Genomic DNA, 25,675 nt, shown 5'->3' with positions numbered 1-25,675 from the left:
TCATGGCTGATCTGAAGTTGTGTAGATACCTATGCTCATCGCTGGCAAGCCAGCTATCACTGATCTTGTGTGCTCCACAGCACCCTGTGGGAGCTGGCTTGCCAACGATGAGGTCATCAGCTTCACCAACGCTAGCGCTGGTTGTTCAGCACCTGCAGCATCGCCGCGGTCTGGGCATCCGGCTGGCCATCGAAGCGCTGCGGGCGGAAGCGCATCTGGAAGGCGGCAATGACATGACGGGTAGCAACGTCATACACGCCGGTCTGCTCGATGGCATAGCCGAAACGCGCCAGTTGCTGCTGGTACCAGGTGATGCTCGGAGGATTCACCGCAAAGCGCGCCTGCTGCTGGGCAACCGCGTTCGCCTGCGGCCAGATGCCCAGGCCCTCGTCGGCCAGGCGCTTCCAGGGGAACATCGGCCCCGGGTCGAGCTTGCGCAGCGGCGCGATATCGCTGTGGCCAATGATGTGCCGGGGCTGGATGTTATTGCGCTGGGCGATGTCCTTGAGCAGCAGGATCAGCGCTTGCACCTGCGCTTCGCTGTAGGGGTGCCAGACCCGTCCGGTCGGGGTGTCGGTGAAGCCGGGGTTGACGATCTCGATGCCGATCGAGGTGGAGTTGAGCCAGGTGCGGCCTTCCCACTGGCTTTCCCCGGCGTGCCAGGCGCGGCGATTCTCGTCGACCAGTTGGTAAATGGTGGCGTTGCTGTCATCGCCGATCAGGTAGTGGCTGCTGACTTCGCCATGGGTCAGCAAGGCCAGCGAACGCTCCAGCGAGGCGTTGGTGTAGTGCAGGATGACGAACTGGATGCGGCTGTCCTGGTTGGCCGAGGTATGGCTGTGGTCGATACGCAGTTGCGGAGTACTGGTACAACCGGCAAGCACGGCCAGCAGAAGGGCGGAGAAAAACGCTTTCATGAAAAAGGGGCGACGCCTGGGAAGTGTGTAATGCAATAGCATAACGTACCTCAGGAAGGGCCGCTTACCCCTGTTCCACGCGGTTGCGCCCGAGGTGCTTGGCCCGATACAGGGCTTCGTCGGCGCGCTTGAGGACAATGTCGCTGCGTTCGCCGTCGCGGAACGCGGTGATGCCCACCGACAAGGTGATGGTGACCCGCTCGCCCTTGAAGTGGAACGGACAGGCTTCCACCGCCGCGCGCAGGCTCTCTGCCAACTGTAGACCACCGGCAAGGGCAGTCTGCGGCACCAGCAGAACGAACTCCTCGCCGCCGAAGCGGGCGATGAAGTCGCGCGCCCGCAAGCGCTTGCGCAACTCGTTGGCGACGATCTTCAGGACCTTGTCGCCGGCCAGGTGGCCGTAGCTGTCGTTGATGCGCTTGAAGTGGTCGAGGTCGAGGATCGCCATCAGCAGGTGGCCGCCCTTGTCCTGCCAATCGGCGACTTCCAGGTCCAGGCGCTCGGACCAGGCGGCACGGTTGGGCAGGCCGGTGAGCGGATCGACCAGGGCCTTCTGCCGCTGTTCCTCCAGGTGCTCGCGGTAGCCCTGGGCTTCCTGCTCCATGTGCGCGACCCGTTCGGACAGGCCCTTGAGGCGGGTGGCCATTTCCTCTTCGCGCTTGTCACGCTGCTGCTGATGTTCGTCCATGGTGCCGAGCAGCCCTTCGAGGCGGCCTTCCAGCACATGCTTGAGGCTGTCCAGGTCGGCGGCGCCCTGCACGCTGCTATGCAGGCCGTCGACCTGTTCGCGCAGCTGGCTGTTGAGGTCGCGCTCGGCGGTCTGATTGTCGGCGTGGCCTTCGCTGGCCTCCTGCAGGTGACTCTGGAACGATTCCAGACGCTCGTTGAGCTGTTGCAGGTAGGCCTCGAACTCGTGCTGGCCACTGTCGGTGATGGCCAGCATCAGCACAGCCAGATCATCCAGCACCGGGAGCAGCTCGTACCAGTTCAGGCCGTGCTCAAGGCGAGCCCGCATCGACTCCGCCTGGGGCCGGTGGCGCTCCGGCAGGGCCAGGTCGTCGAGCAGGCCGAGCAGGGTTTCCTCGATATGGGTGGCGACCGAGCTATAGGTGGGCTCGGTGCCGTCGGGGAGGGCGTAGAGCATCTGCTCGGCAGTCAGTTCCGCGACTGGCTCTTCTGCCTGCGTCTCGGGCCCGGCCTCGACAGGCTCCGGTTCGGCTTCGACAGCCACGGGCTCCGCGGCTTCCTCGGGAGCAGGGCTGGCGACTTCCGGCTCGGCGGCTGGCGGCTCCACGACTTCAGGCGCAGGTACGGGAGTGACGTCGATGACCGGCGCAGGCTCTGGCGTCTTGAGCTCAATGGCTTCGGCAACCACTGGCGAAGGTCGCAACTCATCGATGTCGGCTATCGGGGCAGCTTCGACTCGCGGCGCCTCAGGTGCAAGCGGCGCGGCAAACTCCTGCGCAGGCGCTTCGCCGGCAGCTGAAGCGGCCGTCTCCCGACCTCCAAACAGGCGCTGCAGGAAGCCCGGGCGGTTCTGCTCATCCGGATGGGTCAGCACGCCAAGGGCTTCGCCCTGCAATTTGCTCAGTTCGCTCAGCAGCAGCGGAACCTCCCGCGACTGACCAGCGCGGGCCTCGACCTGCTTGCCCAGTTTCTTCAACGGGCGGCGCACATCACTGGGCAGGGACAGGGCCTGGAGCTGATTGACCAGCGAGGTGAGTGCCGTGGTCACCTGGGTCACGCGCGTGGCCCGGCGCTGCTCGGAGTCGAGCACGGCTTTTTCCAGGCGCGGGATCAGGCCGGCGAGACCGGCGTCCATGTTGTCGCCACGGATGACGTCGCGCATTTCCTTCATGCACTCGTCCACCACGCGATCGCTGCCCTCGGCGGCCAGGGTGCTGCGCACAAGACCGCGACGCAGCAGGTCGAGGCGGGCCTCCCAACGGCGCTCCAGCTTTTCCTGCTGCTCGATGCTTTTGAGGTACTTCTCTTTCCAGCGCTCTGCTTCGTCGCTCATGCCCGGGCCCGCAATTCAGGGGGACTAACGCAAAACCGGAAGCGTATCCACAGACAGGGCATCAGGCAAACGAATCTCGACAGCCACGGGCAAATGATCGGAAATCGGCTGTGAAAGCACTTCGACCTTTTCCAGGGTCAAGCTCGGGCTGAGCAGAATGTGATCCAGGCAACGTTGTGGACGCCAGCTGGGGAAGGTGGCTTCGACCTGTGGCGCGATGAGGCCAAGGTCGCGCAGGGGAGAGTGTTGCAGCAGGTCGGTGGCGTGGGTGTTCATGTCGCCCATCAGCACCTGGTGGCGATAGCCTCCAATCAGTTCGCGGATGTAGGCGAGCTGGCGCGCACGGGTCTTGGAACCCAGGGCCAGGTGCATCATCACCACGACCAGGGCGTCGTCGCCTTCACCGAAACGCACCAGGATCGCCCCGCGACCGGCCGGGCCGGGCAACGGGTGGTCTTCGAGCAGTTGCGGCTTGAGTCGGCTGAGCACGCCGTTGCTGTGCTGGGCAAAACGCCCGAGGTTGCGGTTGAGCTGCTGGTACCAGTAGGGGAAGGCACCGAGATGGGCGAGATGCTCGACCTGGTTGACGTAGCCCGAGCGCAGGCTGCCGCCATCGGCCTCCTGCAGGGCCACCAGGTCGAAATCGCTGAGCAGCGCACCGATCTTCTGCAGGTTGCCGGCACGCCCCACATGCGGCAGCAGATGCTGCCAGCTGCGGGTCACGTAGTGACGATAGCGCTCGGTGCTGATCCCGACCTGGATATTGAAGCTGAGCAGGCGCAGGCGGCCGTCCCGGGGCAGGTTGTTGCTGTCCAGGTGCGACTCGTTGACCCGTGGATCACACAGGCCGACGACCCGCTCGCTTCTCCAGCGCGCCATGGCGGTCGCCGCTTACTTAGCGGCGCGCTCCTTGGCGATCAGCTGGTCGGCGACGTTCAGCACGCCTTCCGGACCACCGGCGCTGCCCAGGTCGAAGCGGTACTTGCCGTTGACCACCATGCTCGGTACGCCGGTGATCTCGTACTTCTTCGCCAGTTCCTTGGCCTGGTTGACCTGACCCCTGATGGCAAAGGAGTTGAAGGTCGCGAGGAACTTGTCCTTGTCGACGCCCTGGGTGGCCAGGAAGTCAGCCATGTCGGCCGGATCGGTCAGGCGCTTGCGCTGGTTCTGGATGGCATCGAACACCGCCGCGTGGACCTTGTGCTCGACGCCCATGGCTTCGAGGGTCAGGAACATCTGGCCGTGGGCATCCCATGGGCCGCCGAACATGGCCGGCACGCGCTTGAAGTTGACATCGGCGGGCAGCTTGTCGATCCACGGGTTGATGGTCGGTTCGAAGTGGTAGCAGTGCGGGCAGCCGTACCAGAAGAGTTCGACGACTTCGATCTTGCCCGGCTGGGATACTGGCACCGGGTTGCTCAGCTCGATGTATTCCTTGCCCGCCTCCGGCTCGGCGGCGTGGGCAGTCATACCGAAGACGCTGGCGGCTACCAGCGCGGCGCTGAGAATCAGATTACGCATGCTTTGCTCCTGTGCAGTCTTTGATCGCCCTGAAACGACGTGTCTTTCTGACAGGCCAAGGCGGGTGCGAGTTCGTAAGTGTAACGGCAGAAGAATGAAAAAAGGGTGGCCGAAGCCACCCTTTTCATGTTCGACAGGCGTCATTAACGCAGCGTTAACATTGCCATCCGGATCAGTGCAGGCCCTGGATGTAGCTGGCCAGCGCGGCGATGTCCTTGTTGCTCAGCTTCGACGCGATGGTGCGCATGGTGGTCGCATCACCGTCGTTGGTACGATCGCCTTCACGGAAATCGGTCAGTTGCTTGGTGACGTATTGCGCATGCTGGCCGCCCAGATGCGGGAAACCGGCGGCTGCGAGGCCCGAGCCATTTGGCGAGTGGCAACCGGTGCAGGCCGGCAGGCCCTTGCTCAGGTCACCGCCGTTGAACAGGGCGCGACCACGTTCGACCAGCGCCGGGTCGGCGGCACCGACGCTGCCTTTCTGGCTGGCGAAGTAGGCAGCGATGTCGGCCAGGTCCTGATCGCTGAGGTTGGTCAGCAGGCCGGTCATTTCCAGGACGGTGCGCTTGCCGTCCTTGATGTCGTGCATCTGCTTGCTCAGGTAACGCTCGCCCTGGCCTGCAAGTTTCGGGAAGTTAGGAGCGACGCTGTTGCCGTCCGGGCTGTGACAAGCCCCGCAAACGGCCGCTTTTGCCTGACCGGCAGCGGCATCGCCAACGATAGTGCCAGCGGCATTGGCGCCGCCTGTAACGCCCAGGGTCAACAGCAGACTCACGATCAGTTTGTTCATCAGCTAATCCAACTACGGCTAAGGGTGAAAGAGTTATGTATCGGGGCTAGCGGCTCATCCAATCGATGATTGCCTGGTAGTCCTCGGCACTGCAGTCCATGCACAATCCACGCGGTGGCATAGCCTTGAAACCCTGGGTTACATGCCCGACCAATATCTCCATACCCTGCGCCAGCCTTGGCTCCCAGGCTGCACGGTCGCCCGCTTGCGGGGCCTGTGGCAGCTGCCCGGCGTGACAGGCCGCACACGTGCGGTTGTACAACGCCTCGGGATCCTGTGTAGCCTGAGCGCTGGAAAACGGTATCAAGACACCGATTGCAAGCAGCCATTTCGTCATTCAACGACCCTTCAGGGTTGGGGACTCATTGCGTTCTGTTGCGCAAGCTTTAAAGTCTGGGCCCCCGTGCACATCGTCCTACGCTGGGATAATGCGCACACAAAATCTAGGGCATTATATACTCCCGTTGCCGAAACGGAAACGAACCACCTGCCGCACCCACCCCGGGCAACGCTCACTTCGGACATCCCATGCAAGTCAAAAACCCCATCCTCGGACTTTGCCAAACGGCAAAATTCGCCCTCAGTGCCGCCAAGGTCGACCAGTGTCCGCCTGACCAAGGCTACGAAGTCGCCTTCGCCGGCCGTTCCAACGCCGGCAAGTCCAGCGCCCTCAACACCCTGACCCACGCCAGCCTGGCGCGCACTTCGAAAACCCCGGGTCGGACCCAGTTGTTGAACTTCTTCAGTCTGGATGACGATCGGCGTTTGGTCGACCTGCCGGGCTACGGATATGCAAAGGTGCCGATCCCGCTCAAGCAGCACTGGCAGCGCCACCTGGAGGCCTACCTGGGCAGCCGCGAGGCGTTGAAGGGTCTGATCCTGATGATGGACGTGCGCCATCCGATGACCGACTTCGACAAGATGATGCTGGACTGGTCCAAGGCCAGCGGCATGCCCATGCATATCCTGCTGACCAAGGCCGACAAGCTGACCTTCGGCGCGGCCAAGAACACCCTGCTCAAGGTGCAGTCGGAGATCCGCAAGGGTTGGGGCGACAGCATCACCATCCAGCTGTTCTCGGCGCCCAAGCGCCAGGGCCTGGAAGAGGCCTACGGCGTGCTCGCGCGCTGGCTGGAACTGGCTGACAAGCCGGCGGAATAAGGGCTGCGGCGGGGTTGCCCGGTAAATTCCGGGCAAAAAAAACCCCGGACTTCGTATGGGGAGGGGGAAGTTCGGGGTTCAAGTTCCGAACCGCTAGGGCGGGGTCCGGATATCTGCCAACACTTAACACAACATAGGAGCATTGAAGGGCTTCACCAGCCATTCAGTAACTCTGAGTGTCGGTTCACCGGATTAGTTCCGGGCGTGTAGAAACTATTTGCGATAAGTAGGAAATTGCTTAATGCCCGACCACTGGAGTCGGGCATTGTCTGCGACCTTATGTCGCAACATTTACCTGCACAATCAGTGCGCTTCGTCCCAGTTCGACCCAACTCCTACATCCACCACCAACGGAACATCCAGTTGTGCGGCGTTGCTCATGTGCGGGCGAATTTCTTCACGAACCTGCTCGACCAGGTCTTCGCGTACCTCCAGCACCAGTTCGTCATGCACCTGAAGGATCACCCGGGCGTCCAGGCCGGAGCTTTCCAGCCAGTTGTCCACTGCGACCATGGCGCGCTTGATGATGTCCGCCGCGGTGCCCTGCATCGGCGCGTTGATCGCCGTGCGCTCGGCCCCGGCGCGCTCCATCGGCCGGCTGGAGTTGATCGCCGGCAGATACAGGCGGCGGCCGAACAGGGTTTCCACGAAGCCTTGCTCGGCGGCCTGCTTGCGGGTGCTGTCCATGTACTCGCGCACACCCGGATAGCGGGCGAAGTAGGCATCGATGTAGGCCTTGGCCTGCTTGGTCTCGACGCCGATGTCCTTGCCCAGCTTCTTCGCGCCCATGCCATAGATCAGACCGAAGTTGATCGCCTTGGCGCTACGCCGTTGGTCGGAAGTCACCTGGTCCAGGGCCACGTTGAACACTTCGGCAGCGGTGGCGGTGTGCACATCGAGGCCGTCACGGAAAGCGTTCATCAGCCCTTCGTCGCGGGACAGGTGGGCCATGATGCGCAGCTCGATCTGCGAGTAGTCCGCTGCCAGCAGCTTGTAGCCCTTCGGTGCGATGAACGCCTGGCGGATACGCCGGCCTTCGGCGGTACGCGCCGGGATGTTCTGCAGGTTCGGGTCACTGGACGACAGGCGACCAGTGGCCGCCACCGCCTGACCGTAGGACGTGTGAATACGCTGGGTACGCGGGTTGATCTGCTCCGGCAGACGATCGGTGTAGGTGCTCTTGAGCTTGCTCAGCGAGCGGTACTGCATCAGCACCCGCGGCAGCGGATAGCCTTCCTCGGCCAGTTCGTCGAGGACGTCCTCGGCGGTGGACGGCTGGCCCTTGGCGGTCTTCTTCAATACCGGCAGGCCGAACTTGTCATAGAGGATCGCCCCCAGCTGACGCGGCGATCCCAGATTGAACGGCTCGCCGGCCAGCTCGATGGCCTCGCGCTCGAGCTCGACCATCTTGTCGCCCAGTTCCTGGCTCTGCAGCTTCAGCAGGTCCGGGTCGACCAGCGCGCCCTGACGCTCGATGCGCGCCAGCACCGGCACCAGCGGCATCTCGATATCAGTCAGCACACCGGCCAGCGACGGGATCGCCTGCAATTGGGCGAACAAGGTCTGGTGCAGGCGCAGGGTCACGTCGGCATCTTCGGCGGCGTAGGGGCCGGCCTTGTCCAGCGGGATCTTGTCGAAGGTCACCTGCTTGGCGCCCTTGCCGGCGATGTCCTCGAACTTCACGGTGTCGTAGTCGAGGTACTTCTTCGCCAGGCTGTCCATGTCATGGCGGATCGCCGTGGAGTTGAGCACATAGGATTCGAGCATGGTGTCGAAAGCAATGCCGCGAACGGTAATGCCGTTGGCCGGGTCGCCGCCGATCGCGCAGTTGGCGAGGATGTTCATATCGTACTTGGCGTGCTGGCCGACCTTGAGCTTGGCCGGGTCTTCCAGCAACGGCTTGAGGGCCAGCAGGACCTGGTCACGGTCCAGTTGCACCGGGGCATCCGGGTAGCTGTGGGTCAACGGGACATAGGCCGCTTCGTGGGCCTTCACCGCGAAGGATACGCCAACCAGCTGCGCCTGCTGCGCATCGAGGCCGGTGGTCTCGGTGTCGAAGGCGAACAGTGGGGCGTCCTTGAGCTTCTGCAGCCAGGCGTCGAAACGCGCCTGGTCGAGGATGGTTTCGTACACCGGCTCCGCCGGCGCTTCGACCTCGGACACCACAGCCTCATTACCGGCAGTGGCCACGACCAGCTCCAGCGCCGCCGCCGGAGCAGGCTGCGCAGCACGGCGCGCCTCGCGCTCCAGCTCGTCGATCCAGCCCTTGAACTCCAGCAGGGTGTAGATCTCCATCAGCTTGTCGCGATCCGGCTCGCCCAGATGCAGGTCGTCGAGGCCGACCTCCAGCTCGACGTCGCACTTGATGGTCGCCAACTGATAGGAGAGGAAGGCCATTTCCTTGCTCTCCAGCAGCTTGGCCGGCAGGGTCTTGGCGCCGCGGATCGGCAGGGTCGGGACCAGCTCGAGGTTGTCGTAAAGCTCCTTGAGGCCACCATTCACCCCGACCAGCAGGCCGACGGCGGTTTTCTCGCCAACGCCCTTCACCCCGGGAATGTTGTCGGCGGTATCGCCCATCAGCGCCAGCAGGTCGATGATCTGTTCCGGAGCGACACCGAATTTCCCTTTTACGCCTTCGATATCCAGCACGGTTCCGGTCATGGTGTTGACCAGCGTAACGTGCTCGTCCACCAGCTGCGCCATGTCCTTGTCGCCGGTGGAGACCACCACCGGACGCGCCGCGGCGGCGCTGCTGCGGGCCAGGGTGCCGATCACATCATCGGCCTCGACGCCCTCGACGCACAGCAGCGGGAAGCCCAGGGCGCGCACGGCGGCATGCAGGGGTTCGATCTGCACGCGCATTTCATCGGGCATGCTCGGACGGTTGGCCTTGTAGTCGGCGAACAGCTCGTCGCGGAAGGTCCCGCCCTTGGCGTCGAAGACCACGGCGAACGGGCTGTCCGGGTACTGCTTGCGCAGGCTTCTGAGCATGTTCAGCACACCCTTGACCGCACCGGACGGCATGCCCTTGGACGTGGTCAGCGGCGGCAGAGCGTGGAACGCGCGGTAGAGGTACGAAGAACCGTCCACCAGGACGAGGGGGGTTTGGCTCATGAGCGGAATCAACCTTTTCGACGGGCCCGGCGCTAGAATGTCCGGAACATTGACGACAAAGGGACAAGGTTATCATGGGTACACTCAATCGCCTGTTGTTGCTCGGCCTCCTGGTCGGCACGCCTGTCGCAGCCCTGGCAGCGGACGACGCACCGTCTGCCGAGCCGGAAGTCACCATTCGCACGGAAGGCGACAAGACCATCCAGGAATACCGTCAGAACGGCTTCCTGTACGCGATCAAGATCACCCCGAAGAACGGCAAGCCGTACTTCCTGGTGCGCGCCGATGGTACCGAAGCCAATTTCATCCGGTCCGACCAACCCGACATGCTGATTCCTTCCTGGAAAATCTTCGAGTGGTAACGCGGACCTTTAACATCCACCCGGCACGTCGCGACGGCGTGCCTGCATGAGCAGTTTTTGACCATGTCTGTCTTCACCCCCCTGACCCGGCCGCAGCTGGAAACCTTCCTGGCCCCCTATGGACTGGGCCGCCTGCTGGACTTCCAGGGCATCGCCGCCGGTACCGAGAACAGCAACTTCTTCATCAGCCTCGAACAGGGGGAGTTCGTGCTGACACTGGTAGAGCGCGGGCCGATCCAGGACCTGCCGTTCTTCGTCGAACTGCTCGAAGTGCTGCACCAGGCCGACCTGCCGGTGCCCTATGCCATCCCCGCCAGCGACGGCGTGGCCCTGCGCGAACTGGCCGGCAAGCCGGCGCTGCTGCAACCGCGCCTGGCCGGCAAGCACATCAAGGCACCGAACGCCCAGCATTGCGTGCAAGTCGCCGAGTTCATGGCCCACCTGCACCTGGCGACCCGCGAACACACCCTGGAACGCAAGACCGACCGTGGCCTGGACTGGATGCTGGAAGCAGGCAACGAACTGATGCCGCGGCTGAATGCCGGGCAGCAAGCGCTGCTCAAGGCCAGCCTGGACGAAATCAGCAGCCACCATGCACGGATCATGGCCCTGCCCCGGGCCAACGTGCATGCCGACCTGTTCCGCGACAACGCCATGTTCGAAGGTACTCACCTGACTGGCGTGATCGACTTCTACAACGCCTGCTCGGGGCCGATGCTCTATGACCTGGCGATCAGCCTGAACGATTGGTGTTGTGACGAGGCGGGAGAGATCGACCTGCCGCGCGCCCGGGCCTTCCTCGGCGCCTACGCGGCGCTGCGACCGTTCACTGCGGCGGAAGCCGAAGAATGGCCGGTGATGTTGCGGGTGGCGTGCGTGCGCTTCTGGCTGTCGCGGCTGATCGCGGCGGAATCGTTCGCCGGGATGGACGTGATGATTCACGATCCGGCGGAGTTCGAGGTGCGCCTGAAGGCGCGGCTTGAGGTGAATCTGGCGCTGCCGTTCGCTTTGTGATTAGCACGCGGCCCCTGTGGGAGCGGGTTCACCCGCGATTGCGATGGCGGATTCACTATTGCAATCGCGGCGGTCCGGCGTCCCGGTGAACCCGCTCCCACAGGGGCCGCGTCGTACCCAGGGGTTTAGAGACTTTCCAGGCACCCCGCCAAGCCATTGCCCAGGTTATCCAGCAACTGCTCATACCCCTGAGCCGTCACCGGCAGCGTCCCACCCAGCGCATCCAGCTCCGCCAGCTTCACCGGCAGGCCCGCAGTCAGGGTCTCGGCCAGTCGCGGGCGCAGCGGCGGCTCGCTGAACACGCAGGTCTTGCCAACTTCCTGCAGCCGCTTGCGCATCGCCGCCACATGCTGGGCACCCGGCTGAACCTCCGCCGCCACGCTGAACACACCAGCGTGCTTCACCCCATAAGCCGACTCGAAATAATCGAACGCCTCGTGGAACACGAAGAACGGCTTGCCCGCCACCCCGGCCAAGCGCTGCTTCAAGCGCTGGTCCAGTGCATCCAGGCGTTGTTCGAAGGCTTTCAGGTTACTTTGGTAGCGGACGGCGTTGGCCGGATCGGCAGCGCTCAGGTCGCTGGCCATGCGTGCGGCGATCACCCGGGCATTGACCGTCGACAGCCACAGGTGGGCATCAAGGCTGCCGGGCCGGTGGTCATGGTCGTGCTCATCGGCATCGTCCGCGTGCTCTTCATGGGAGTGACTGTCCTCGCCGAAATGACGCAGGCTCATGCCCGGCAGGCTCTGCACCGCTACCGTGGGCTTGCCGCGACCATTGACCACGCGAGGCAGGAACCCTTCCATATCCGGGCCAACCCAGTACAGCAGATCGACCTCCGCCACCCGCCGCACATCCGACGGTCTCAGCGCGTAATGGTGCGGCGAAGCGCCCGGTGGCAGCAGCACCTCCGGCTTGCCGACACCGTCCTGGACGGCGGCTGCGATCAGTTGCAACGGCTGGATGCTGGTCAGCACCCGAACCTCGGCCCGAGCCGGGCTGAGCACGACGAGGGTTGAGGCAAAAGCGACAAAAAGGGCAAAAAATCGGGACACGATGAGCGCTCGTTGAGGCAAAGACAGGTAACATAATAACGTCTCTCACCAAAACCGTCGCCGCCCATGCCCAATACTCCCCTGGCCAATCGTCCTCACGATCACTCCCATTGCGTCCACACCGCCCTGGCCGAAGCCGACGCGCTGTGTGCCCGCCAGGGGCTGCGCCTGACCGCCCTGCGCCGGCGCGTGCTGGAGCTGGTGTGGCAAAGCCACAAGCCCCTGGGCGCCTATGACATCCTTGCCGTGCTGAGCGAACAGGATGGCCGCCGCGCCGCGCCACCGACCGTTTATCGGGCACTGGACTTCCTCCTGGAAAACAGCCTGGTGCACCGCATCGCCTCGCTCAACGCCTTTATCGGCTGCAACCACCCCGAGCACGCGCACCAGGGCCAGTTCCTGATCTGCCGCGAATGCCACGTGGCGATCGAGCTGGAGCAGACCGCAATCAGCAACGCCATCGTCGCCAGCGCCAAGGACGTCGGTTTCAGCGTCGAAACGCAGACCGTCGAAGTGGTCGGGCTCTGCGCCAGTTGCCGGAGCGCCTGATGAGCAACGCCTTGATCCGCCTGCAACAGGTGGCCGTGACCATCGGCGGGCAGAGCATCCTCGACAGCATCGACCTGACCGTCGAACCGGGCCAGATCGTCACCCTGATCGGCCCCAACGGCGCCGGCAAGACCACCCTGGTGCGCAGCGTCCTCGGCCTGCTCAAGCCAAGCAGCGGCAGCGTCTGGCGCAAGCCGAAGCTGCGGATCGGCTACATGCCGCAAAAGCTCCAGGTAGATGCCACCCTGCCGCTCTCGGTGCTGCGTTTCCTGCGCCTGGTCCCGGGTGTTGACCGCGCCGCCGCCCTCGCAGCCCTGGAAGAAGTCGGCGCCGAACAGGTGATCGACAGCCCGATCCAGACCATCTCCGGTGGCGAAATGCAACGCGTGCTGCTGGCCCGCGCCCTGCTGCGCGAACCCGAGCTGCTGGTGCTGGACGAGCCGGTACAGGGCGTTGACGTTGCCGGCCAGGCCGAGCTTTACAGCCTGATCACCCGCCTGCGCGACCGTCACCATTGCGGCGTGCTGATGGTCTCCCACGACCTGCACCTGGTCATGAGCACCACCGACCAGGTGGTCTGCCTCAACCGCCACGTCTGCTGCTCGGGGCACCCGGAGCAGGTCAGCGGCGACCCGGCTTTCGTCGAGCTGTTCGGCAACAACGCGCCGAGCCTGGCGATCTATCACCACCATCACGACCACAGCCACGACCTGCACGGTTCGGTGGTCACCCCGCATGTGCACGGAGAAAACTGCAAGCATGGCTGATTTCCTGCTCTACGCCCTGCTCGCAGGCCTGGCCCTGGCCGTGGTCGCCGGCCCTCTCGGCTCCTTCGTGGTCTGGCGGCGCATGGCCTACTTCGGCGACACCCTGTCCCATGCCGCACTGCTCGGCGTGGCCATGGGCTTCATGCTCGATATCAGCCCGGCGCTGGCGGTCACCGTCGGCTGCCTGTTGCTGGCGCTGCTGCTGGTCACCCTGCAACAACGCCAGCCGCTGGCCTCGGACACCCTGCTCGGCATTCTCGCCCCCAGCACCCTGTCCCTCGGACTGGTGGCCCTGAGCTTCATGCACGACGTGCGCATCGACCTGATGAGCTACCTGTTCGGCGACCTGCTGGCGATCAGCCCCGGCGACCTCGGCTGGATCCTCGGCGGCAGCGCCGCGGTGCTGTTGCTGATGGTCGCCCTGTGGCGGCCGCTGCTGGCGGTCACCGTGCATGAGGAACTGGCCCGGGTCGAAGGCCTGCCGGTCGCCGGCCTGCGCCTGGCGCTGATGCTGCTGATCGCCATCGTCATCGCCGTGGCCATGAAGATCGTCGGCGTGCTGTTGATCACCTCGCTGCTGATCATCCCTGCCGCCGCCGCGCAAAGACATGCGCGCTCTCCGGAACAAATGGCCCTCGGTGCCAGTCTTATCGGGGTCGTCGCGGTGTGCGGCGGCCTGGCCATGTCCTGGTTCAAGGACACCCCCGCCGGCCCTTCGATCGTGGTCTGTGCGGCGGTGCTATTCTTGCTGAGCTTGGCCCTGCCCAAGCGCTGAACGGAATCCCGGGCGCCACCTGCGCGGTGGCGCCCGCCCTCATGATCCAGCGAGCACCCGCCAAGGAATGATGTTCCCGCCCACGGACTGGGTGTAGACTTGCTCGTTTTTCGCGCAAATAGAGAGTCGTAGGAATGAAGCCGTTCGCCTCCCGTTATCTGCTCCTTGCCGCGTTTTCCCTGATTCTGACCGCCTGTGCAGGCAAGCCGGTGGAAAGCCCCGCCGTGCCTGCCGCACCGGATGCCTGGCAGCAATTGCAGCAAAGCATCGCCAGCAATGAACTGGCCACCGCCGAGGACCAGCTGGCCACGTTGCAGGCGCAAGCGCCGGACGACAGCCGCCTCGAGCAATACCAGCGGCAATTGGCCGAGGCCTATCTGCAACGCAGCCAGATCGTCCTGCAAAAGGGTGATGTGAACGCTGCAGCCACCGCCCTGGCCCGTGCCCGCGCGCTGATGCCCAAGGCTCCGGCGCTGACCGGCGGGGTCAACGGCGCCATCGCCCAGGCGCGCAAGGCCGAGCTGGATCGGGCCGAAGCTGCACTGAAAGCGGCGGAAGCCAAGCCCAAGGCCAGGCTGATCGACCCCACTGCGCCGAGCACGGTGATCGCCCTGGATATCCGCGATATCGGCAAGCTGCGTCGCCAGCTCGACGATATCGCCAGCGACGTAGTGAATTACCAGTGCGAAGTGGTCTTCCAGGTGCCGCGTACTGCCGACTACCCATGGTTGTCGACCTTGCTGAGCAAGCGGGTAACCAAGCGCGACCCGTCCTTCGACCTGCAACAGCGCCATGAAATCCACCGCAGCCAGCCGGCGCAGGTGGTGCTGACCCCGAAGCGCACCGATAGCTGATGTGGTGTTGCTGAGGGCCTCATCGCCGGCAACGCCGGCTCCCACAAGGATCGCTTACACCGCAGAACCCTGTGGGAGCCGGCGTTGCCGGCGATGAGGCCCGAACTTACACCATCAGGCCGGAATCACCTTCGCCGCCGCCTCCCGCTCCCACACCCGATGCTTGCCGATAGCCTTGATAAAGGCCTTGATGGCTTTCGCATCATTGCCGCTGAGCAAACCACTGTCGGCCTTCAGATTCAGGCTGTCGAACCAGCCCTGCGCGTCGCCATGACCACCCAGCGGCTTGAGATGCTTGTAGGCTTCCAGCACGAAGTGCACCGCCACGCCATCCGCTTTCAGCGCCTCAAGCACGCCCTTGCCACCCGCCACCCAGACCGCATCGAACGCCACCGACGACAGCCCCTCCATCGACGCGTCCACCGCCAGGGTCTTGCCGCCCGAGGTCTTCACCGGCGCCGAGCTGGGGCCAAGCACCTTGATCTGCAAGCTCTCGGCCTCCAGCGCCTTGACCAGCTTGTCGAGTAATCCAGCATCGACACCATCCGCCACCAGCAGCGCCACCTTGCGCCCCTTGATGCCTTCGCCCGGATGCTTCATCTGGCTCAGCGCTGGCGAAGCCTTGAGCGACAGCTTCGGCACCTCGACAGTACCGGCCTTGGGCGCCGGCAGACCTAGTTTGGCCGCCACTTTCGCCGCCAGCTCCAGGTCGATATTGGCGAGGATCTCGTTCACCTCACGCACCCGGATATGCTCGCGCTCGACCTTACCCAGCTCGAAGCTGTAGGCGTTGACGATATGGTCCTGCTCGTGGGCGCTCATGCTGTGGAAAAACAGCCGTGCCTGGGAAAAATGATCGCCGAACGACTCGCTGCGCTGGCGGATCTTGTGCGCGTCGATACGCTCCTGGTACGACTCGAAACCGCCATCCCGCGCCGCCGGCGGGGTTTCCTTCGGCCAGCCGCCATCGATGGAGTTGGGCTCGTAGGCCGCGCGGCCCTTGTCGATGGTGACCCGGTGCATGGCGTCGCGCTGACCGCTGTGGTTCGGCGCGATCGGCCGGTTGATCGGGATCTCGTGGAAGTTCGGCCCGCCCAGGCGGCTGATCTGCGTGTCGGTATAGGAAAACAGCCGGCCCTGCAGCAGCGGGTCGTTGGTGAAATCGATACCCGGCACGATATGCCCGGGACAGAAAGCCACCTGCTCGACCTCGGCAAAGAAGTTGTCCGGATTACGGTTGAGCACCATCTTGCCCAGCGGCGTGACCGGTACCAGCTCCTCGGGAATCAGCTTGGTCGGATCGAGCAGGTCGAAATCGAACTTGTGCTCGTCGGCTTCCGGGATGACCTGCACGCCCAGTTCCCATTCCGGGTAGTTGCCGGTTTCGATGGCGTCCCACAGATCACGGCGATGGTAGTCGGTGTCCTTGCCGGCCAGCTTCTGCGCTTCGTCCCACAGCAGCGATAGCACGCCCTGCTTGGGCTTCCAGTGAAACTTGACGAAGCTGGCCACGCCCTCGGCATTGATCAGGCGGAAGGTGTGCACGCCAAAGCCTTCCATGGTCCGCAGGCTTTTCGGGATGGCCCGGTCGGACATGGCCCAGATCACCATATGCGCCGACTCCGGCACCAGCGAAACGAAGTCCCAGAACGTATCGTGGGCGCTGCCGCCAGTGGGGATCTCGTTGTGCGGCTCGGGTTTCACCGCGTGGACGAAGTCGGGAAACTTGATCGCGTCCTGGATGAAGAACACCGGCATGTTGTTACCGACCAGGTCGAAGTTGCCCTCATCGGTGAAGAACTTCACCGCAAAACCGCGCACATCGCGCACTGTATCGCCCGAGCCGCGCGGCCCCTGCACGGTGGAGAAGCGCACGAACACCGGGGTGATCTTCTCCGGATCCTGGAGAAAGCCGGCCTTGGTCAGTTCGGCATGCTTGCCATAGGACTGGAAGTAACCGTGGGCCCCGCAGCCACGGGCATGGACGATGCGCTCCGGAATCCGCTCGTGGTCAAAATGCGTGATCTTCTCGCGCATGATGAAGTCTTCCAGCAGCGACGGACCGCGGGCACCGGCCTTGAGGCTGTTCTGGTTGTCGGCAACCTTAACCCCCTGGTTGGTGCGCAGGGCCTGGCCGGTGGCGTCGCTGCGCACGTTCTCCAGGCTTTGCAGCTTGGCATTGGTGTTGGCACGATCCGGCGTATCGACCCCGGCGAGCTGGCTTTCCCGGGGCGCGTTCTTCTTGCTGGGCATGGTCTGCGGTCCTCATCAGTCTTCACGGGCGCCCGTCGAGGGCTTGTGAGTTAGTGACTGGGAGGGCGCTGCGGGCGTTCAATCGGAGATCGCGACCACTGATCGCGTTATGCCTGCTGCATTGGTCGATTACGAAATAAATGCTAAGAACCTCTAAACGAACAGGCTAAAATGCGCGACCGGCTAACCGCTGACCCCATTCCCATGCGCCCCACAAGGTTCGCTACGTGATCGAGTTCCAACAAGTCCACAAGACCTACCGCGTCGCCGGTAGGGACATTCCCGCGCTGCACCCCACGAGTCTGAGCATCGACAACGGCCAGGTGTTCGGCCTGATCGGCCACTCCGGTGCCGGCAAAAGCACCCTGCTGCGCCTGATCAACCGCCTCGAAGCCCCGAGCGGCGGCAAGATCATCGTCGACGGCGAAGACGTCACCGCCTTCGACGCCAGCCAGCTGCGCAGCTTCCGCCAGCAGGTCGGGATGATCTTCCAGCACTTCAACCTGCTCGCCTCCAAGACCGTCGCCGACAACGTCGGCCTGCCGCTGACCCTGGCCGGCGAGCTGTCGCGCAAGGAAATCGACGCGCGGGTCGCCGAACTGCTGCAACGCGTCGGCCTGTCCGAGCATGCGAAGAAGTACCCGGCGCAACTGTCCGGCGGGCAGAAGCAGCGCGTCGGCATCGCCCGCGCCCTGTCGACCCGGCCGAAGATCCTGCTGTGCGACGAGGCCACCAGCGCCCTCGACCCGCAGACCACTGCCTCGGTCCTGCAACTGCTGGCGGAGATCAACCGCGAGCTGAACCTGACCATCGTCCTGATCACCCATGAAATGGACGTGATCCGCCGGGTCTGCGACCAGGTTGCGGTGATGGACGCCGGGCAGATCGTCGAGCAAGGGCCGGTGGCCGAGGTGTTCCTGCATCCGAAGCACCCGACCACCAAGCGTTTCGTCCAGGAAGACGAACAGGTCGACGAAGCCGAACAGCGCGACGACTTCGCCCATGTCCCAGGCCGCATCGTGCGCTTGACCTTCCAGGGCGACGCCACCTACGCGCCGCTGCTGGGCACCGTGGCCCGCGAGACGGGCGTCGACTACAGCATCCTGGCCGGTCGCATCGACCGCATCAAGGACACCCCCTACGGGCAACTGACCCTGGCCGTCACCGGCGGCGACATGGACGCCGCCTTCGCCCGCTTCGCCGCGGCTGACGTTCATATGGAGGTACTGCGCTGATGGACGCCCTGAATTTCTTCGCCAACGTCGACTGGTCCGAGATCTGGCTGGCCACCGGCGACACCTTCATCATGCTGTTCGGCTCGCTGTTCTTCACCGTGCTGCTCGGCCTGCCGCTGGGCGTGCTGCTGTTCATGTTCGGCCCGCGGCAGATGTTCGAGCAGAAGGGCATCTACGCGGTGCTGTCGCTGATCGTCAACATCCTGCGTTCGCTGCCGTTCATCATCCTGCTGATCGTGATGATCCCGATCACCGTGTTGATCACCGGCACCTCGCTGGGCGTGGCCGGCGCCATTCCGCCGCTGGTGGTGGGTGCCACGCCGTTCTTCGCCCGCCTGGTCGAGACCGCCCTGCGCGAGGTGGACCGCGGCATCATCGAGGCGACCCAGTCGATGGGCGCCAGCACCCGCCAGATCATCATCAATGCCCTGCTGCCGGAAGCCCGTCCGGGCATCTTCGCCGCCATCACCGTCACCGCCATCACCCTGGTGTCCTACACCGCCATGGCCGGTGTGGTCGGCGCGGGCGGTCTCGGCGACCTGGCGATCCGCTTCGGCTACCAGCGTTTCCAAACTGACGTGATGGTCGTCACCGTGGTCCTGTTGCTGATCCTGGTTCAAGTTCTGCAAAGCGTCGGCGACAAACTGGTCGTACATTTTTCCCGTAAATAAGGGTCGGCGTGACCGACACAGCGGGGGCCGGACGGTCCCCTCAAGGAGTGATGGAATGAAAAAACTGCTTGCTGCCGTCGCCGCCTTCGCGGCCATCTCTGCCAATGCGGCAGAAACCCTGAGCGTCGCCGCCACCGCGGTGCCGCACGCGGAGATCCTCGAATTCGTCAAGCCGACCCTGGCCAAGGAAGGCGTGGACCTGAAAGTGAAGGTCTTCACCGACTACATCCAGCCCAACGTACAGGTTGCCGAGAAGCGCCTGGACGCCAACTTCTTCCAGCACCAGCCGTACCTGGATGAGTTCAACAAGGGCAAGGGCACCAACCTGGTGAGCATCGCCGGCGTGCACCTGGAGCCACTGGGCGCCTATTCGAGCAAGTTCAAGACCCTGGCCGAGATCCCGTCGGGCGCCAACGTGGTCATCCCCAACGACGCCACCAACGGCGGTCGCGCCCTGTTGCTGCTGCAGAAGGCCGGCCTGATCACCCTGAAGGACAAGGCCAACATCCTGTCGACGCCGAAGGACATCGCCGAGAACCCGAAAGGCCTGAAGATCCGCGAACTGGAAGCCGCCACCCTGCCGCGCGTGCTGACCCAGGTCGACCTGGCGCTGATCAACACCAACTACGCGATCGAAGCCAAGCTGAACCCGAAGGCAGATGCGCTATTCATCGAAGGTGATGATTCGCCTTACGTGAACATCCTGGTCGCCCGTCCTGACAACAAGGACTCGGATGCGCTGAAGAAACTGGTCGGTGCCCTGCACTCGCCAGAGGTGAAGCAGTTCATCAACGAGAAGTACAAGGGCGCGGTGATTCCAGCGTTCTGATAGCTCTCTATCGCTGCTGAAGGCCTCATCGCTGGCAATGCCAGCTCCCACAAGGTTCCGGGGTGTCCTCGATACCTGTGGGAGCCGGCGTTGCCGGCGATGAGGCCCTCAAGAGCAAAGCAAAATCCCCCGCCTTAGTCCCGCTTCACCAACCCCGGCAATTGCGCCACCAGCTTCTGGTTGTTGAACGGCGCCCGCACAAACCCCCGCTGAGCCCCATCCGGTCCGATCAAGGCCAGGTTGCCGCTGTGATCCACGGTGTACCCCGGTTTGCTGGTATCCGCCGGAATGAACGGAATGCTCAGGGCATTGGCCAGTTTCTGGGTCGCCTCCAGCGAGCCGGTCAGGCCGCGGAAATCCTTGTCGAAATACCCCAGGTACTGCTTGAGCTGCGCCGGCGTGTCGCGGTTCGGGTCAACGCTGACCAGCACCACCTGCATGCGCTCCACCGCCTCTTTCGGCAGCTCGCTCTTCACCTGGCGCAATTGCGCGAGGGTGGTCGGGCAGATGTCCGGGCAGAAGGTGTAGCCGAAGAACACCAGCGACCACTTGCCCTTCAACTGATCGACCCGCACCGGCTGGCCGTTCTCGTCGTTCATTTCCAGCTCGGGCACCGCACGGCTCTGCGGCAGGAGGATGATGCCGGCATCGATCAGCTCGGTCGGGTTGCCCTGGCCACGGCCGTTGAGCACCTTGTTGATGGTAAGCCCGAGAATCAATGCGACCAGGGCGACGAGGATAAAGACGGTTTTCTGGGTTCGGGTCATAGATTCAGCAACAGGTAGTGGTCCAGGAGCAGGGCGATAAAGAGCAGGAACAGGTACCAGACAGAGTACTTGAAGGTCTTGATCGCGGCGTGCGGTCGAACGCCACGGTACAACACCCAGGCCCACTGCAGGAAGCGCAGCCCCAGCAGCACCGCGCAGGCCAGATAGAGCGGCCCACTCATGTGAATGGCAAACGGCAACAGGCTCACCGCAAGCAATACGCAGGTGTAGAGCAGGATGTGCACCTTGGTGTAATGCTCGCCGTGGGTCACCGGCAGCATCGGGATATCCGCCTTGGCGTACTCGGCCTTGCGATGGATGGCCAGGGCCCAGAAGTGCGGCGGGGTCCAGGCGAAGATGATCAGCACCAGCAGCAACGGCTCGGCACTCAGGTGACCGCTGACCGCGACCCAGCCCAGCAGCGGCGGCGCCGCACCGGCCAGGCCGCCGATCACGATGTTCTGCGGCGTGGCGCGCTTGAGAAAACCTGTGTAGACCACCGCGTAGCCGAGCAGCGAGGCCAGGGTCAGCCAGGCAGTGAGGGGGTTGGTGAAGGTCAGCAGCATGGCCATACCCAGCAGCGCCAGCAGCAGGGCGAACAGCAGCGCCGGCACCGGCGCGACCCGGCCTTCCGCCAGCGGACGCTTGTGGGTACGAGCCATCAGCGCATCGATACGCCGGTCCACCACATGGTTGACCGCCGCCGCCGCCCCGGCACACAGGCCTATACCAAGGTTGCCGAACAGCAGGATGGTCCAGGGCACGCCGGCACGGGTGGCGAGGAACATGCCGACCAGCGAGGTGATCAGCATCAGCACCACCACCTTGGGCTTGGTCAGTTCCAGGTAGTCACGCCAGCCGGCGCGGGCCTGGCTTTGACTCAGAAGCGCTGCCATGGATTGTCTCCCAGATAATGAACGTCACCGGCCAGGCGCAGCGGGGTAAGGCGCCAGCCGATGCTGACCCGGCGCGCCCGCGGCTGCATGGCCAGGCGGGTGCGGTAGTTGACCAGGACCATGGTCAGCAACAACCCGGCGCCCCCGGCGTTATGGGCCACGGCCACCGCCAGCGGCAGGTGGAACAGCACATTGCTGATGCCCAGGCTGACCTGCACCAACAGCGCCGCGACCACCAGTTTCGCCAGGCGTCGCAAGCCGACCCGGTGCAGTTGCCAGGCCAGGGCCAGCAGCACGCAGGTCACGATCAGGGCGCCGAGGCGGTGAGTGATATGGATGGCGGTACGCGCCTCGCTGTCGAGCTGGCCGCCAAGGTAGTTGGGGCCGATATGCTGGGTCAGGTGGAAGCCGTTGGCGAAGTCCGCTTGCGGCCACCATTCACCATGGCAGGTCGGCAAGTCGATGCAGGCCACCGCCGCATAGTTGGCGCTGACCCAGCCGCCCAGGGCGATCTGCCCGATCACCAGCATCAGCGCCACCGCCGCCAGCCGCCGCACCCGGCGCGGCAGGCCGGGCAGCGGCATATAGGCGCGGGATAATCGCAGGCTCAGCAGAAACAACAGGCTCAAGGTGGCGAACCCGCCTAATAGATGGGCCGTGACCACCTGCGGCCAGAGCTGCAAGGTCACCGTCCACATGCCGAAGGCCGCCTGCATGAACACCACGCCCAACACCAGCAGCGGCAGGCGATAGGGCTGCCCGTCGCGACCGTGGCGGCGCAGCGCCTGCACTGCGAGCATGGCGATCACCAGGCCCAGGGTCCCGGCGAAATAGCGGTGGACCATCTCGTTGCGGCCCTTGTGCGCCTCCACCGGCGAATCCGGGAAATGCAGCTCGGCATGGGCCAGTTGCGCCTCGGTCTTGGGCACGCTGATAAAGCCGTAGCAGCCCGGCCAGTCGGGGCAGCCGAGGCCGGCGTGGGTCAGGCGGGTGTAGGCGCCGAGCAGCACCACCAGCAACGCCAGTCCGGTGGCGAATACGGCGAGGCGATATCCGGGACGGGTCATGGCGGGCTCCTAGCCGATATTGGACAGTTTGAGCAGGTGGCGCAGGTCGTTGAGCACATCCTTGCCCTTGACCCGCGCGTCATAGCGCAGCACCAGATTGCCGTGGGGGTCGACGATCCACAGCTGCGCCTCGCTGCGATTCGGCGCGACCGCACCGTAGCGGGTGGCGTCCAGCGGATAGCGCTGAAGCTGCGGGTATTCGCTTTCCAGCCTGGCCAGATACTCGCCAGTCACCGGCTCGACACTGGCCAGCGCATGACCGGCGCGGCTGGCGTCGCGGCCCAGGCCGATATTGATCTGCCGGGCCAGGTACACCAGTTGCTGGCAATCCACGGCGCAGTCCTTCGGCGCGCTGACCAGCAATTGCCAGCGCTCCCCGTCGGTCGGCACGCCAAGATCGGCGAGGCTGCGGCCATCGCCGATCATCTCGCCGTGGTAGCTGCGCCCCTCCGGCACCCAGAACTTCAGCTTGTACATGCCGGTGGCGAGCAGCATCGGCCCGATCACCACCAGCAGAATCAGGATCAGTTGCAGCCGCCCCTTGGCGCGACCGCGCGGCGCCTTGCCGTCAGACATGTCGAGTGGACCTGTGGTGGCTCCCATGGTCTTTCTCCTTTTTATTGTGTCGATGCCAACCGAAGTAGAGGTAAAGCGCGATCAGGGCCGTCGCCAGGGCGAACCATTGCACGGCGTAGCCCAGGTGTTTTTCCGGGCCGAGGGGCACCAGCGGCCAGTCCACCCGGTAGCTGGCCGGGCCCGGTTCCAGGCGCAGTTCGTGGTCGTAGCCGTCGCGGGCCAGTTGTTGCCAGAGGTGCGCCGGTTCGGCCGTGTTGAGCAGCCGCGGGAAGTCGCCATCCGGCGCATCGGCGCGCAACAGGAAGCTGGCGCCGGGGGCGATATAGACCCAGGCGATCAGGTCCAGGCTGGACGCAGGCGTGTCGAAGCTCACCGGCACCCGCCGGTCCGGCCACGGCAGCCAGCCGCGATTGACCAGCCACCAGTGCCCGCTGGGCTCATCGAGGAAGGGTTGCAGCAGTTCGACCCCGGCCTGGCCGTCGCGCATGCGGCTGTCCAGCAGCAGGCTGTGCTGGACGTCGAAATGACCGCGCAGATGGACACGGCGATAGGCCGGATCGGCCTGCTCCGCCAGCAATTGCCCGGCCGCCAGCGGCGTCTCGACTTCGCGCTCGGCATACACATTGAGCAGCGCGCGCTTCTGCTCGGCTCGGCCGAGCTGCCAGAACCCCAGGCCGACCAGCACCGGCAGCAGCGCCAGCACCACCAGGGTCGGCACCAGGCCGGGGCGAAAGGCTCTCATCGGGCCCCCGCGGGGGCTGTCGCTATACTGAAATGCATCACGTCCCCCGGAGATGTCGCCATGCTCAAAGCCGCGATCGTTGTGATGTTGCTGGCTACCATCGCCAGCCTGTTCAGCGGCCTGGTGTTCCTGGTCAAGGACGACGGGCACTCCACCCGCCTGCTCAAGGCCCTGACCGTTCGCGTCTGCCTGGCCGCCGTGACCCTGGGCCTGATCACCTGGGGTTTTCTCAGCGGCCAGCTGGTCTCCCACGCGCCCTGGTAATCCCTCCCGCTACAGCACGTAGACGAAGATAAACAGCCCGACCCAGACCACATCGACGAAGTGCCAGTACCAGCTGGCCGCCTCGAAGCCGAAGTGCTTTTCCGGGTTGAAGTGGCCCTTCAGAATCCGCATCAGCATCACAAAGAGAATCAGGGTGCCCATGGTCACGTGGGCACCGTGGAAGCCGGTGAGCATGAAGAAAGTCGCGCCGTAGATCCCCGAACCCAGGGTCAGCCCCAGCTGGGTGTAGGCCTCGTGGTACTCGTAGGCCTGCAGGATGAGGAAGGCGATGCCCAGCGCCACGGTCAGCGCCAGCCAGAATTTCAGCGGGCCGCGATGGTCCTTGCGCAGGGCATGGTGGGCGATGGTGATGGTCACGCTGGAGCTGACCAGCAGGATGGTGTTGATCAGCGGCAGGTGCCAAGGGTCGATCACTTCCTTGGGCGGCGGGAACAGCTTCGGATCCGGCGTATGCAGCAGCGGCCAGGTGAACTCGAAGTTCGGCCAGAGCATGTGCGCCACGCCTTTCGCCCCTTCGCCGCCAAGCCACGGCCCGGCCAGGTGACGCACGTAGAACAGCGCACCGAAGAAGGCGATGAAGAACATCACCTCGGAAAAGATGAACCACGACATGCCCCAGCGGAACGAGCGGTCCATCTGCGGGCTGTACAGACCGGCGTGGCTTTCCTTGATCACCGCGCCGAACCAGCCGAACAGCATGTAGGCCAGGAACAGCGCGCCGACGAAGAAGATCAGCGGCCCGTGGGAGTCGCGCCCGGCCTTGAGGTCGTTGAACCAGGTGCCGAGGCCGAACACCGTGATGAACATGCCGATGGTGGCGATGATCGGCCACTTGCTTTGCGCCGGTACGTAGTAGTGATCGTGAGAGGCCATGAATTGTTCTCCTTATCGGGCGCTCTGCGGGTTGGTGGCAGCCACATGGGCCACCGGCGGCTGGCGAGCGGTGATATCGAACAGCGTGTAGGCAAGGGTCAGGTGTTTCACATCCTTGGGCAGGTCGCGGTCGACGATGAAGCGCACCGGCATTTCGATGCGCTCACCCGGCTGCAGCACCTGCTGGCTGAAGCAGAAGCATTCGGTCTTGTGGAAGTACGCCGCCGCCTCGGCCGGCGAGATGCTCGGGATGGCCTGGGCGGTCATGGGTTTGTCGGTGGGGTTGTGGGCGACGAAGATCATCTGGTTCACCGCCCCCGGATTGACGTCGATCTGGTCGGCGGTGGAATAGAAGTCCCAGACCATGTCGATGGCGTTGGTCGAGAGAAACTGCACCTTCACCGAACGCGCCGGATCCACCACCTGCGTCCCCTCGTACTGGCCGCCGGTCTTGCCGTTGATGCCGAACGCCCGGCACATCACGTCGTAGATCGGCACCAGGGCGAAGCCGAAGGCGAACATCACCACCGCCAGCAACAGCAGGCGGCTGACCAGGCGCTTGATCGAGATGCCCTCGCTCAT

27 protein-coding genes are annotated in these 25,675 nt (G+C 64.3%); 11 read left to right on the top strand and 16 right to left on the bottom strand.

Annotated elements, in window-relative coordinates; genetic code table 11:
• Positions 1 to 131 precede the first annotated feature (131 nt).
• From ACODSK_RS19690 to ACODSK_RS19665, 6 genes are all read right to left on the bottom strand, one after another.
• Complete coding sequence (locus ACODSK_RS19690; protein ID WP_489018411.1) at positions 132 to 917, bottom strand: N-acetylmuramoyl-L-alanine amidase; 786 nt, start codon at positions 915 to 917, stop codon at positions 132 to 134.
• Between the two features lie 64 nt (positions 918 to 981).
• On the bottom strand, positions 982 to 2,937 hold the full coding sequence (locus ACODSK_RS19685; RefSeq protein ID WP_489018409.1) for a diguanylate cyclase: 1,956 nt from the start codon (positions 2,935 to 2,937) through the stop codon (positions 982 to 984).
• 24 nt (positions 2,938 to 2,961) lie between these two features.
• Positions 2,962 to 3,816 carry an endonuclease/exonuclease/phosphatase family protein gene (locus tag ACODSK_RS19680; RefSeq protein WP_489018408.1) on the bottom strand — a complete coding sequence of 285 codons (855 nt, stop codon included), beginning with the start codon at positions 3,814 to 3,816 and terminating at the stop codon, positions 2,962 to 2,964.
• A 12-nt stretch (positions 3,817 to 3,828) separates the two neighbouring features.
• Entirely contained in the window at positions 3,829 to 4,458 is a 630-nt protein-coding gene (gene dsbA / locus ACODSK_RS19675) for a thiol:disulfide interchange protein DsbA (RefSeq protein WP_489018407.1), read from the bottom strand.
• 172 nt (positions 4,459 to 4,630) lie between these two features.
• Complete coding sequence (locus ACODSK_RS19670) at positions 4,631 to 5,248, bottom strand: c-type cytochrome (protein WP_489018405.1); 618 nt, start codon at positions 5,246 to 5,248, stop codon at positions 4,631 to 4,633.
• Positions 5,249 to 5,294: 46 nt separating this feature from the next.
• Positions 5,295 to 5,585 carry a c-type cytochrome gene (locus ACODSK_RS19665; RefSeq protein ID WP_489018403.1) on the bottom strand — a complete coding sequence of 97 codons (291 nt, stop codon included), beginning with the start codon at positions 5,583 to 5,585 and terminating at the stop codon, positions 5,295 to 5,297.
• Positions 5,586 to 5,776: 191 nt separating this feature from the next.
• Between ACODSK_RS19665 and yihA the strand changes: the two genes are divergently transcribed.
• On the top strand, positions 5,777 to 6,409 hold the full coding sequence (yihA, locus tag ACODSK_RS19660; RefSeq protein WP_489018402.1) for a ribosome biogenesis GTP-binding protein YihA/YsxC: 633 nt from the start codon (positions 5,777 to 5,779) through the stop codon (positions 6,407 to 6,409).
• Positions 6,410 to 6,712: 303 nt separating this feature from the next.
• Here the strand turns inward: yihA and polA are convergent, their stop codons facing one another.
• Positions 6,713 to 9,523: a DNA polymerase I gene (polA, locus tag ACODSK_RS19655; protein WP_489018400.1), complete on the bottom strand. Its 2,811-nt coding sequence runs from the start codon at positions 9,521 to 9,523 to the stop codon at positions 6,713 to 6,715.
• 74 nt (positions 9,524 to 9,597) lie between these two features.
• Here polA and ACODSK_RS19650 point away from each other — a divergent pair, with 74 nt between their 5' ends.
• Together ACODSK_RS19650 and ACODSK_RS19645 are read left to right on the top strand one after the other, a co-directional pair.
• Positions 9,598 to 9,885, top strand: coding sequence for a DUF2782 domain-containing protein (locus ACODSK_RS19650; RefSeq protein ID WP_489018399.1), 288 nt, complete (start codon positions 9,598 to 9,600; stop codon positions 9,883 to 9,885).
• 63 nt (positions 9,886 to 9,948) lie between these two features.
• Entirely contained in the window at positions 9,949 to 10,899 is a 951-nt protein-coding gene (locus tag ACODSK_RS19645) for a homoserine kinase (protein WP_489018398.1), read from the top strand.
• A 125-nt stretch (positions 10,900 to 11,024) separates the two neighbouring features.
• On the opposite strand, the gene ACODSK_RS19640 is transcribed toward ACODSK_RS19645, so the two are convergent.
• Positions 11,025 to 11,954: a zinc ABC transporter substrate-binding protein gene (locus tag ACODSK_RS19640; protein ID WP_489018397.1), complete on the bottom strand. Its 930-nt coding sequence runs from the start codon at positions 11,952 to 11,954 to the stop codon at positions 11,025 to 11,027.
• Positions 11,955 to 12,020: 66 nt separating this feature from the next.
• Between ACODSK_RS19640 and zur the strand changes: the two genes are divergently transcribed.
• The 4 genes from zur to ACODSK_RS19620 all read left to right on the top strand — a co-directional run bounded on the left by zur (position 12,021) and on the right by ACODSK_RS19620 (position 14,899).
• Complete coding sequence (gene zur, locus ACODSK_RS19635) at positions 12,021 to 12,503, top strand: zinc uptake transcriptional repressor Zur (RefSeq protein ID WP_489018395.1); 483 nt, start codon at positions 12,021 to 12,023, stop codon at positions 12,501 to 12,503.
• Positions 12,503 to 13,270, top strand: coding sequence for a zinc ABC transporter ATP-binding protein ZnuC (gene znuC, locus ACODSK_RS19630; protein WP_489018393.1), 768 nt, complete (start codon positions 12,503 to 12,505; stop codon positions 13,268 to 13,270). The genes zur and znuC overlap by 1 nt, the downstream gene beginning before the upstream one ends.
• Positions 13,263 to 14,045, top strand: coding sequence for a zinc ABC transporter permease subunit ZnuB (gene znuB, locus ACODSK_RS19625; protein WP_489018391.1), 783 nt, complete (start codon positions 13,263 to 13,265; stop codon positions 14,043 to 14,045). The genes znuC and znuB overlap by 8 nt, the downstream gene beginning before the upstream one ends.
• Positions 14,046 to 14,179: 134 nt before the next feature.
• Positions 14,180 to 14,899: a PA5502 family lipoprotein gene (locus tag ACODSK_RS19620; protein WP_489018390.1), complete on the top strand. Its 720-nt coding sequence runs from the start codon at positions 14,180 to 14,182 to the stop codon at positions 14,897 to 14,899.
• Between the two features lie 114 nt (positions 14,900 to 15,013).
• Here the strand turns inward: ACODSK_RS19620 and katE are convergent, their stop codons facing one another.
• Positions 15,014 to 17,152 (bottom strand): catalase HPII, encoded by a 2,139-nt coding sequence (gene katE / locus ACODSK_RS19615; RefSeq protein ID WP_489018388.1) that lies wholly within the window; start codon positions 17,150 to 17,152, stop codon positions 15,014 to 15,016.
• Between the two features lie 227 nt (positions 17,153 to 17,379).
• Here katE and ACODSK_RS19610 point away from each other — a divergent pair, with 227 nt between their 5' ends.
• The 3 genes from ACODSK_RS19610 to ACODSK_RS19600 are packed head-to-tail and all read left to right on the top strand — an operon-like array spanning position 17,380 to position 19,887.
• Complete coding sequence (locus ACODSK_RS19610; RefSeq protein ID WP_489018386.1) at positions 17,380 to 18,387, top strand: methionine ABC transporter ATP-binding protein; 1,008 nt, start codon at positions 17,380 to 17,382, stop codon at positions 18,385 to 18,387.
• The gene (locus ACODSK_RS19605) at positions 18,387 to 19,058 is read left to right on the top strand and encodes a methionine ABC transporter permease (protein ID WP_489018384.1); all 672 of its coding nucleotides are present in this window, start codon (positions 18,387 to 18,389) and stop codon (positions 19,056 to 19,058) included. Before ACODSK_RS19610 ends, ACODSK_RS19605 begins: the two co-directional genes overlap by 1 nt.
• A 55-nt stretch (positions 19,059 to 19,113) precedes the next feature.
• On the top strand, positions 19,114 to 19,887 hold the full coding sequence (locus tag ACODSK_RS19600) for a MetQ/NlpA family ABC transporter substrate-binding protein (RefSeq protein ID WP_489018382.1): 774 nt from the start codon (positions 19,114 to 19,116) through the stop codon (positions 19,885 to 19,887).
• 134 nt (positions 19,888 to 20,021) lie between these two features.
• Here the strand turns inward: ACODSK_RS19600 and ACODSK_RS19595 are convergent, their stop codons facing one another.
• From ACODSK_RS19595 to ACODSK_RS19575, 5 genes are read right to left on the bottom strand one after another with little or no spacing between them, the layout of a single operon-like run.
• Entirely contained in the window at positions 20,022 to 20,654 is a 633-nt protein-coding gene (locus ACODSK_RS19595) for an SCO family protein (RefSeq protein ID WP_489018380.1), read from the bottom strand.
• On the bottom strand, positions 20,651 to 21,550 hold the full coding sequence (gene cyoE / locus ACODSK_RS19590) for a heme o synthase (RefSeq protein ID WP_489018378.1): 900 nt from the start codon (positions 21,548 to 21,550) through the stop codon (positions 20,651 to 20,653). The genes ACODSK_RS19595 and cyoE overlap by 4 nt, the downstream gene beginning before the upstream one ends.
• Positions 21,535 to 22,617, bottom strand: a complete 1,083-nt coding sequence (locus ACODSK_RS19585; protein ID WP_489018377.1) for a COX15/CtaA family protein — start codon at positions 22,615 to 22,617, stop codon at positions 21,535 to 21,537. The genes cyoE and ACODSK_RS19585 overlap by 16 nt, the downstream gene beginning before the upstream one ends.
• A 9-nt stretch (positions 22,618 to 22,626) precedes the next feature.
• Positions 22,627 to 23,220 carry a hypothetical protein gene (locus tag ACODSK_RS19580; RefSeq protein ID WP_489018375.1) on the bottom strand — a complete coding sequence of 198 codons (594 nt, stop codon included), beginning with the start codon at positions 23,218 to 23,220 and terminating at the stop codon, positions 22,627 to 22,629.
• Positions 23,186 to 23,935, bottom strand: a complete 750-nt coding sequence (locus ACODSK_RS19575) for an SURF1 family protein (protein ID WP_489018373.1) — start codon at positions 23,933 to 23,935, stop codon at positions 23,186 to 23,188. The genes ACODSK_RS19580 and ACODSK_RS19575 overlap by 35 nt, the downstream gene beginning before the upstream one ends.
• A gap of 60 nt (positions 23,936 to 23,995) precedes the next feature.
• Between ACODSK_RS19575 and ACODSK_RS19570 the strand changes: the two genes are divergently transcribed.
• Positions 23,996 to 24,199, top strand: coding sequence for a twin transmembrane helix small protein (locus ACODSK_RS19570; RefSeq protein ID WP_489018372.1), 204 nt, complete (start codon positions 23,996 to 23,998; stop codon positions 24,197 to 24,199).
• A 9-nt stretch (positions 24,200 to 24,208) separates the two neighbouring features.
• On the opposite strand, the gene ACODSK_RS19565 is transcribed toward ACODSK_RS19570, so the two are convergent.
• Together ACODSK_RS19565 and ACODSK_RS19560 are read right to left on the bottom strand one after the other, a co-directional pair.
• Positions 24,209 to 25,093, bottom strand: coding sequence for a cytochrome c oxidase subunit 3 (locus ACODSK_RS19565; protein WP_489018371.1), 885 nt, complete (start codon positions 25,091 to 25,093; stop codon positions 24,209 to 24,211).
• A gap of 12 nt (positions 25,094 to 25,105) precedes the next feature.
• Positions 25,106 to 25,675, bottom strand: coding sequence for a cytochrome c oxidase assembly protein (locus tag ACODSK_RS19560; RefSeq protein ID WP_489018370.1), 570 nt, complete (start codon positions 25,673 to 25,675; stop codon positions 25,106 to 25,108).

It is taken from the genome of Pseudomonas sp. FG98, from assembly GCF_057808595.1.
This window is presented reverse-complemented; position numbering and strand designations above follow the sequence as displayed.

Excerpts from the sequence above, each read along its gene's own strand:
- ACODSK_RS19690 (WP_489018411.1), bottom strand. The coding sequence starts at position 917 with ATGAAAGCGTTTTTCTCCGCCCTTCTGCTGGCCGTGCTTGCCGGTTGT.
- ACODSK_RS19685 (WP_489018409.1), bottom strand. The coding sequence starts at position 2,937 with ATGAGCGACGAAGCAGAGCGCTGGAAAGAGAAGTACCTCAAAAGCATC.
- ACODSK_RS19680 (WP_489018408.1), bottom strand. The coding sequence starts at position 3,816 with ATGGCGCGCTGGAGAAGCGAGCGGGTCGTCGGCCTGTGTGATCCACGG.
- dsbA (WP_489018407.1), bottom strand. The coding sequence starts at position 4,458 with ATGCGTAATCTGATTCTCAGCGCCGCGCTGGTAGCCGCCAGCGTCTTC.
- ACODSK_RS19670 (WP_489018405.1), bottom strand. The coding sequence starts at position 5,248 with ATGAACAAACTGATCGTGAGTCTGCTGTTGACCCTGGGCGTTACAGGC.
- ACODSK_RS19665 (WP_489018403.1), bottom strand. The coding sequence starts at position 5,585 with ATGACGAAATGGCTGCTTGCAATCGGTGTCTTGATACCGTTTTCCAGC.
- yihA (WP_489018402.1), top strand. The coding sequence starts at position 5,777 with ATGCAAGTCAAAAACCCCATCCTCGGACTTTGCCAAACGGCAAAATTC.
- polA (WP_489018400.1), bottom strand. The coding sequence starts at position 9,523 with ATGAGCCAAACCCCCCTCGTCCTGGTGGACGGTTCTTCGTACCTCTAC.
- ACODSK_RS19650 (WP_489018399.1), top strand. The coding sequence starts at position 9,598 with ATGGGTACACTCAATCGCCTGTTGTTGCTCGGCCTCCTGGTCGGCACG.
- ACODSK_RS19645 (WP_489018398.1), top strand. The coding sequence starts at position 9,949 with ATGTCTGTCTTCACCCCCCTGACCCGGCCGCAGCTGGAAACCTTCCTG.
- zur (WP_489018395.1), top strand. The coding sequence starts at position 12,021 with ATGCCCAATACTCCCCTGGCCAATCGTCCTCACGATCACTCCCATTGC.
- znuC (WP_489018393.1), top strand. The coding sequence starts at position 12,503 with ATGAGCAACGCCTTGATCCGCCTGCAACAGGTGGCCGTGACCATCGGC.
- znuB (WP_489018391.1), top strand. The coding sequence starts at position 13,263 with ATGGCTGATTTCCTGCTCTACGCCCTGCTCGCAGGCCTGGCCCTGGCC.
- ACODSK_RS19620 (WP_489018390.1), top strand. The coding sequence starts at position 14,180 with ATGAAGCCGTTCGCCTCCCGTTATCTGCTCCTTGCCGCGTTTTCCCTG.
- katE (WP_489018388.1), bottom strand. The coding sequence starts at position 17,152 with ATGCCCAGCAAGAAGAACGCGCCCCGGGAAAGCCAGCTCGCCGGGGTC.
- ACODSK_RS19605 (WP_489018384.1), top strand. The coding sequence starts at position 18,387 with ATGGACGCCCTGAATTTCTTCGCCAACGTCGACTGGTCCGAGATCTGG.
- ACODSK_RS19600 (WP_489018382.1), top strand. The coding sequence starts at position 19,114 with ATGAAAAAACTGCTTGCTGCCGTCGCCGCCTTCGCGGCCATCTCTGCC.
- ACODSK_RS19595 (WP_489018380.1), bottom strand. The coding sequence starts at position 20,654 with ATGACCCGAACCCAGAAAACCGTCTTTATCCTCGTCGCCCTGGTCGCA.
- cyoE (WP_489018378.1), bottom strand. The coding sequence starts at position 21,550 with ATGGCAGCGCTTCTGAGTCAAAGCCAGGCCCGCGCCGGCTGGCGTGAC.
- ACODSK_RS19585 (WP_489018377.1), bottom strand. The coding sequence starts at position 22,617 with ATGACCCGTCCCGGATATCGCCTCGCCGTATTCGCCACCGGACTGGCG.
- ACODSK_RS19580 (WP_489018375.1), bottom strand. The coding sequence starts at position 23,220 with ATGGGAGCCACCACAGGTCCACTCGACATGTCTGACGGCAAGGCGCCG.
- ACODSK_RS19575 (WP_489018373.1), bottom strand. The coding sequence starts at position 23,935 with ATGAGAGCCTTTCGCCCCGGCCTGGTGCCGACCCTGGTGGTGCTGGCG.
- ACODSK_RS19570 (WP_489018372.1), top strand. The coding sequence starts at position 23,996 with ATGCTCAAAGCCGCGATCGTTGTGATGTTGCTGGCTACCATCGCCAGC.
- ACODSK_RS19565 (WP_489018371.1), bottom strand. The coding sequence starts at position 25,093 with ATGGCCTCTCACGATCACTACTACGTACCGGCGCAAAGCAAGTGGCCG.
- ACODSK_RS19560 (WP_489018370.1), bottom strand. The coding sequence starts at position 25,675 with ATGAGCGAGGGCATCTCGATCAAGCGCCTGGTCAGCCGCCTGCTGTTG.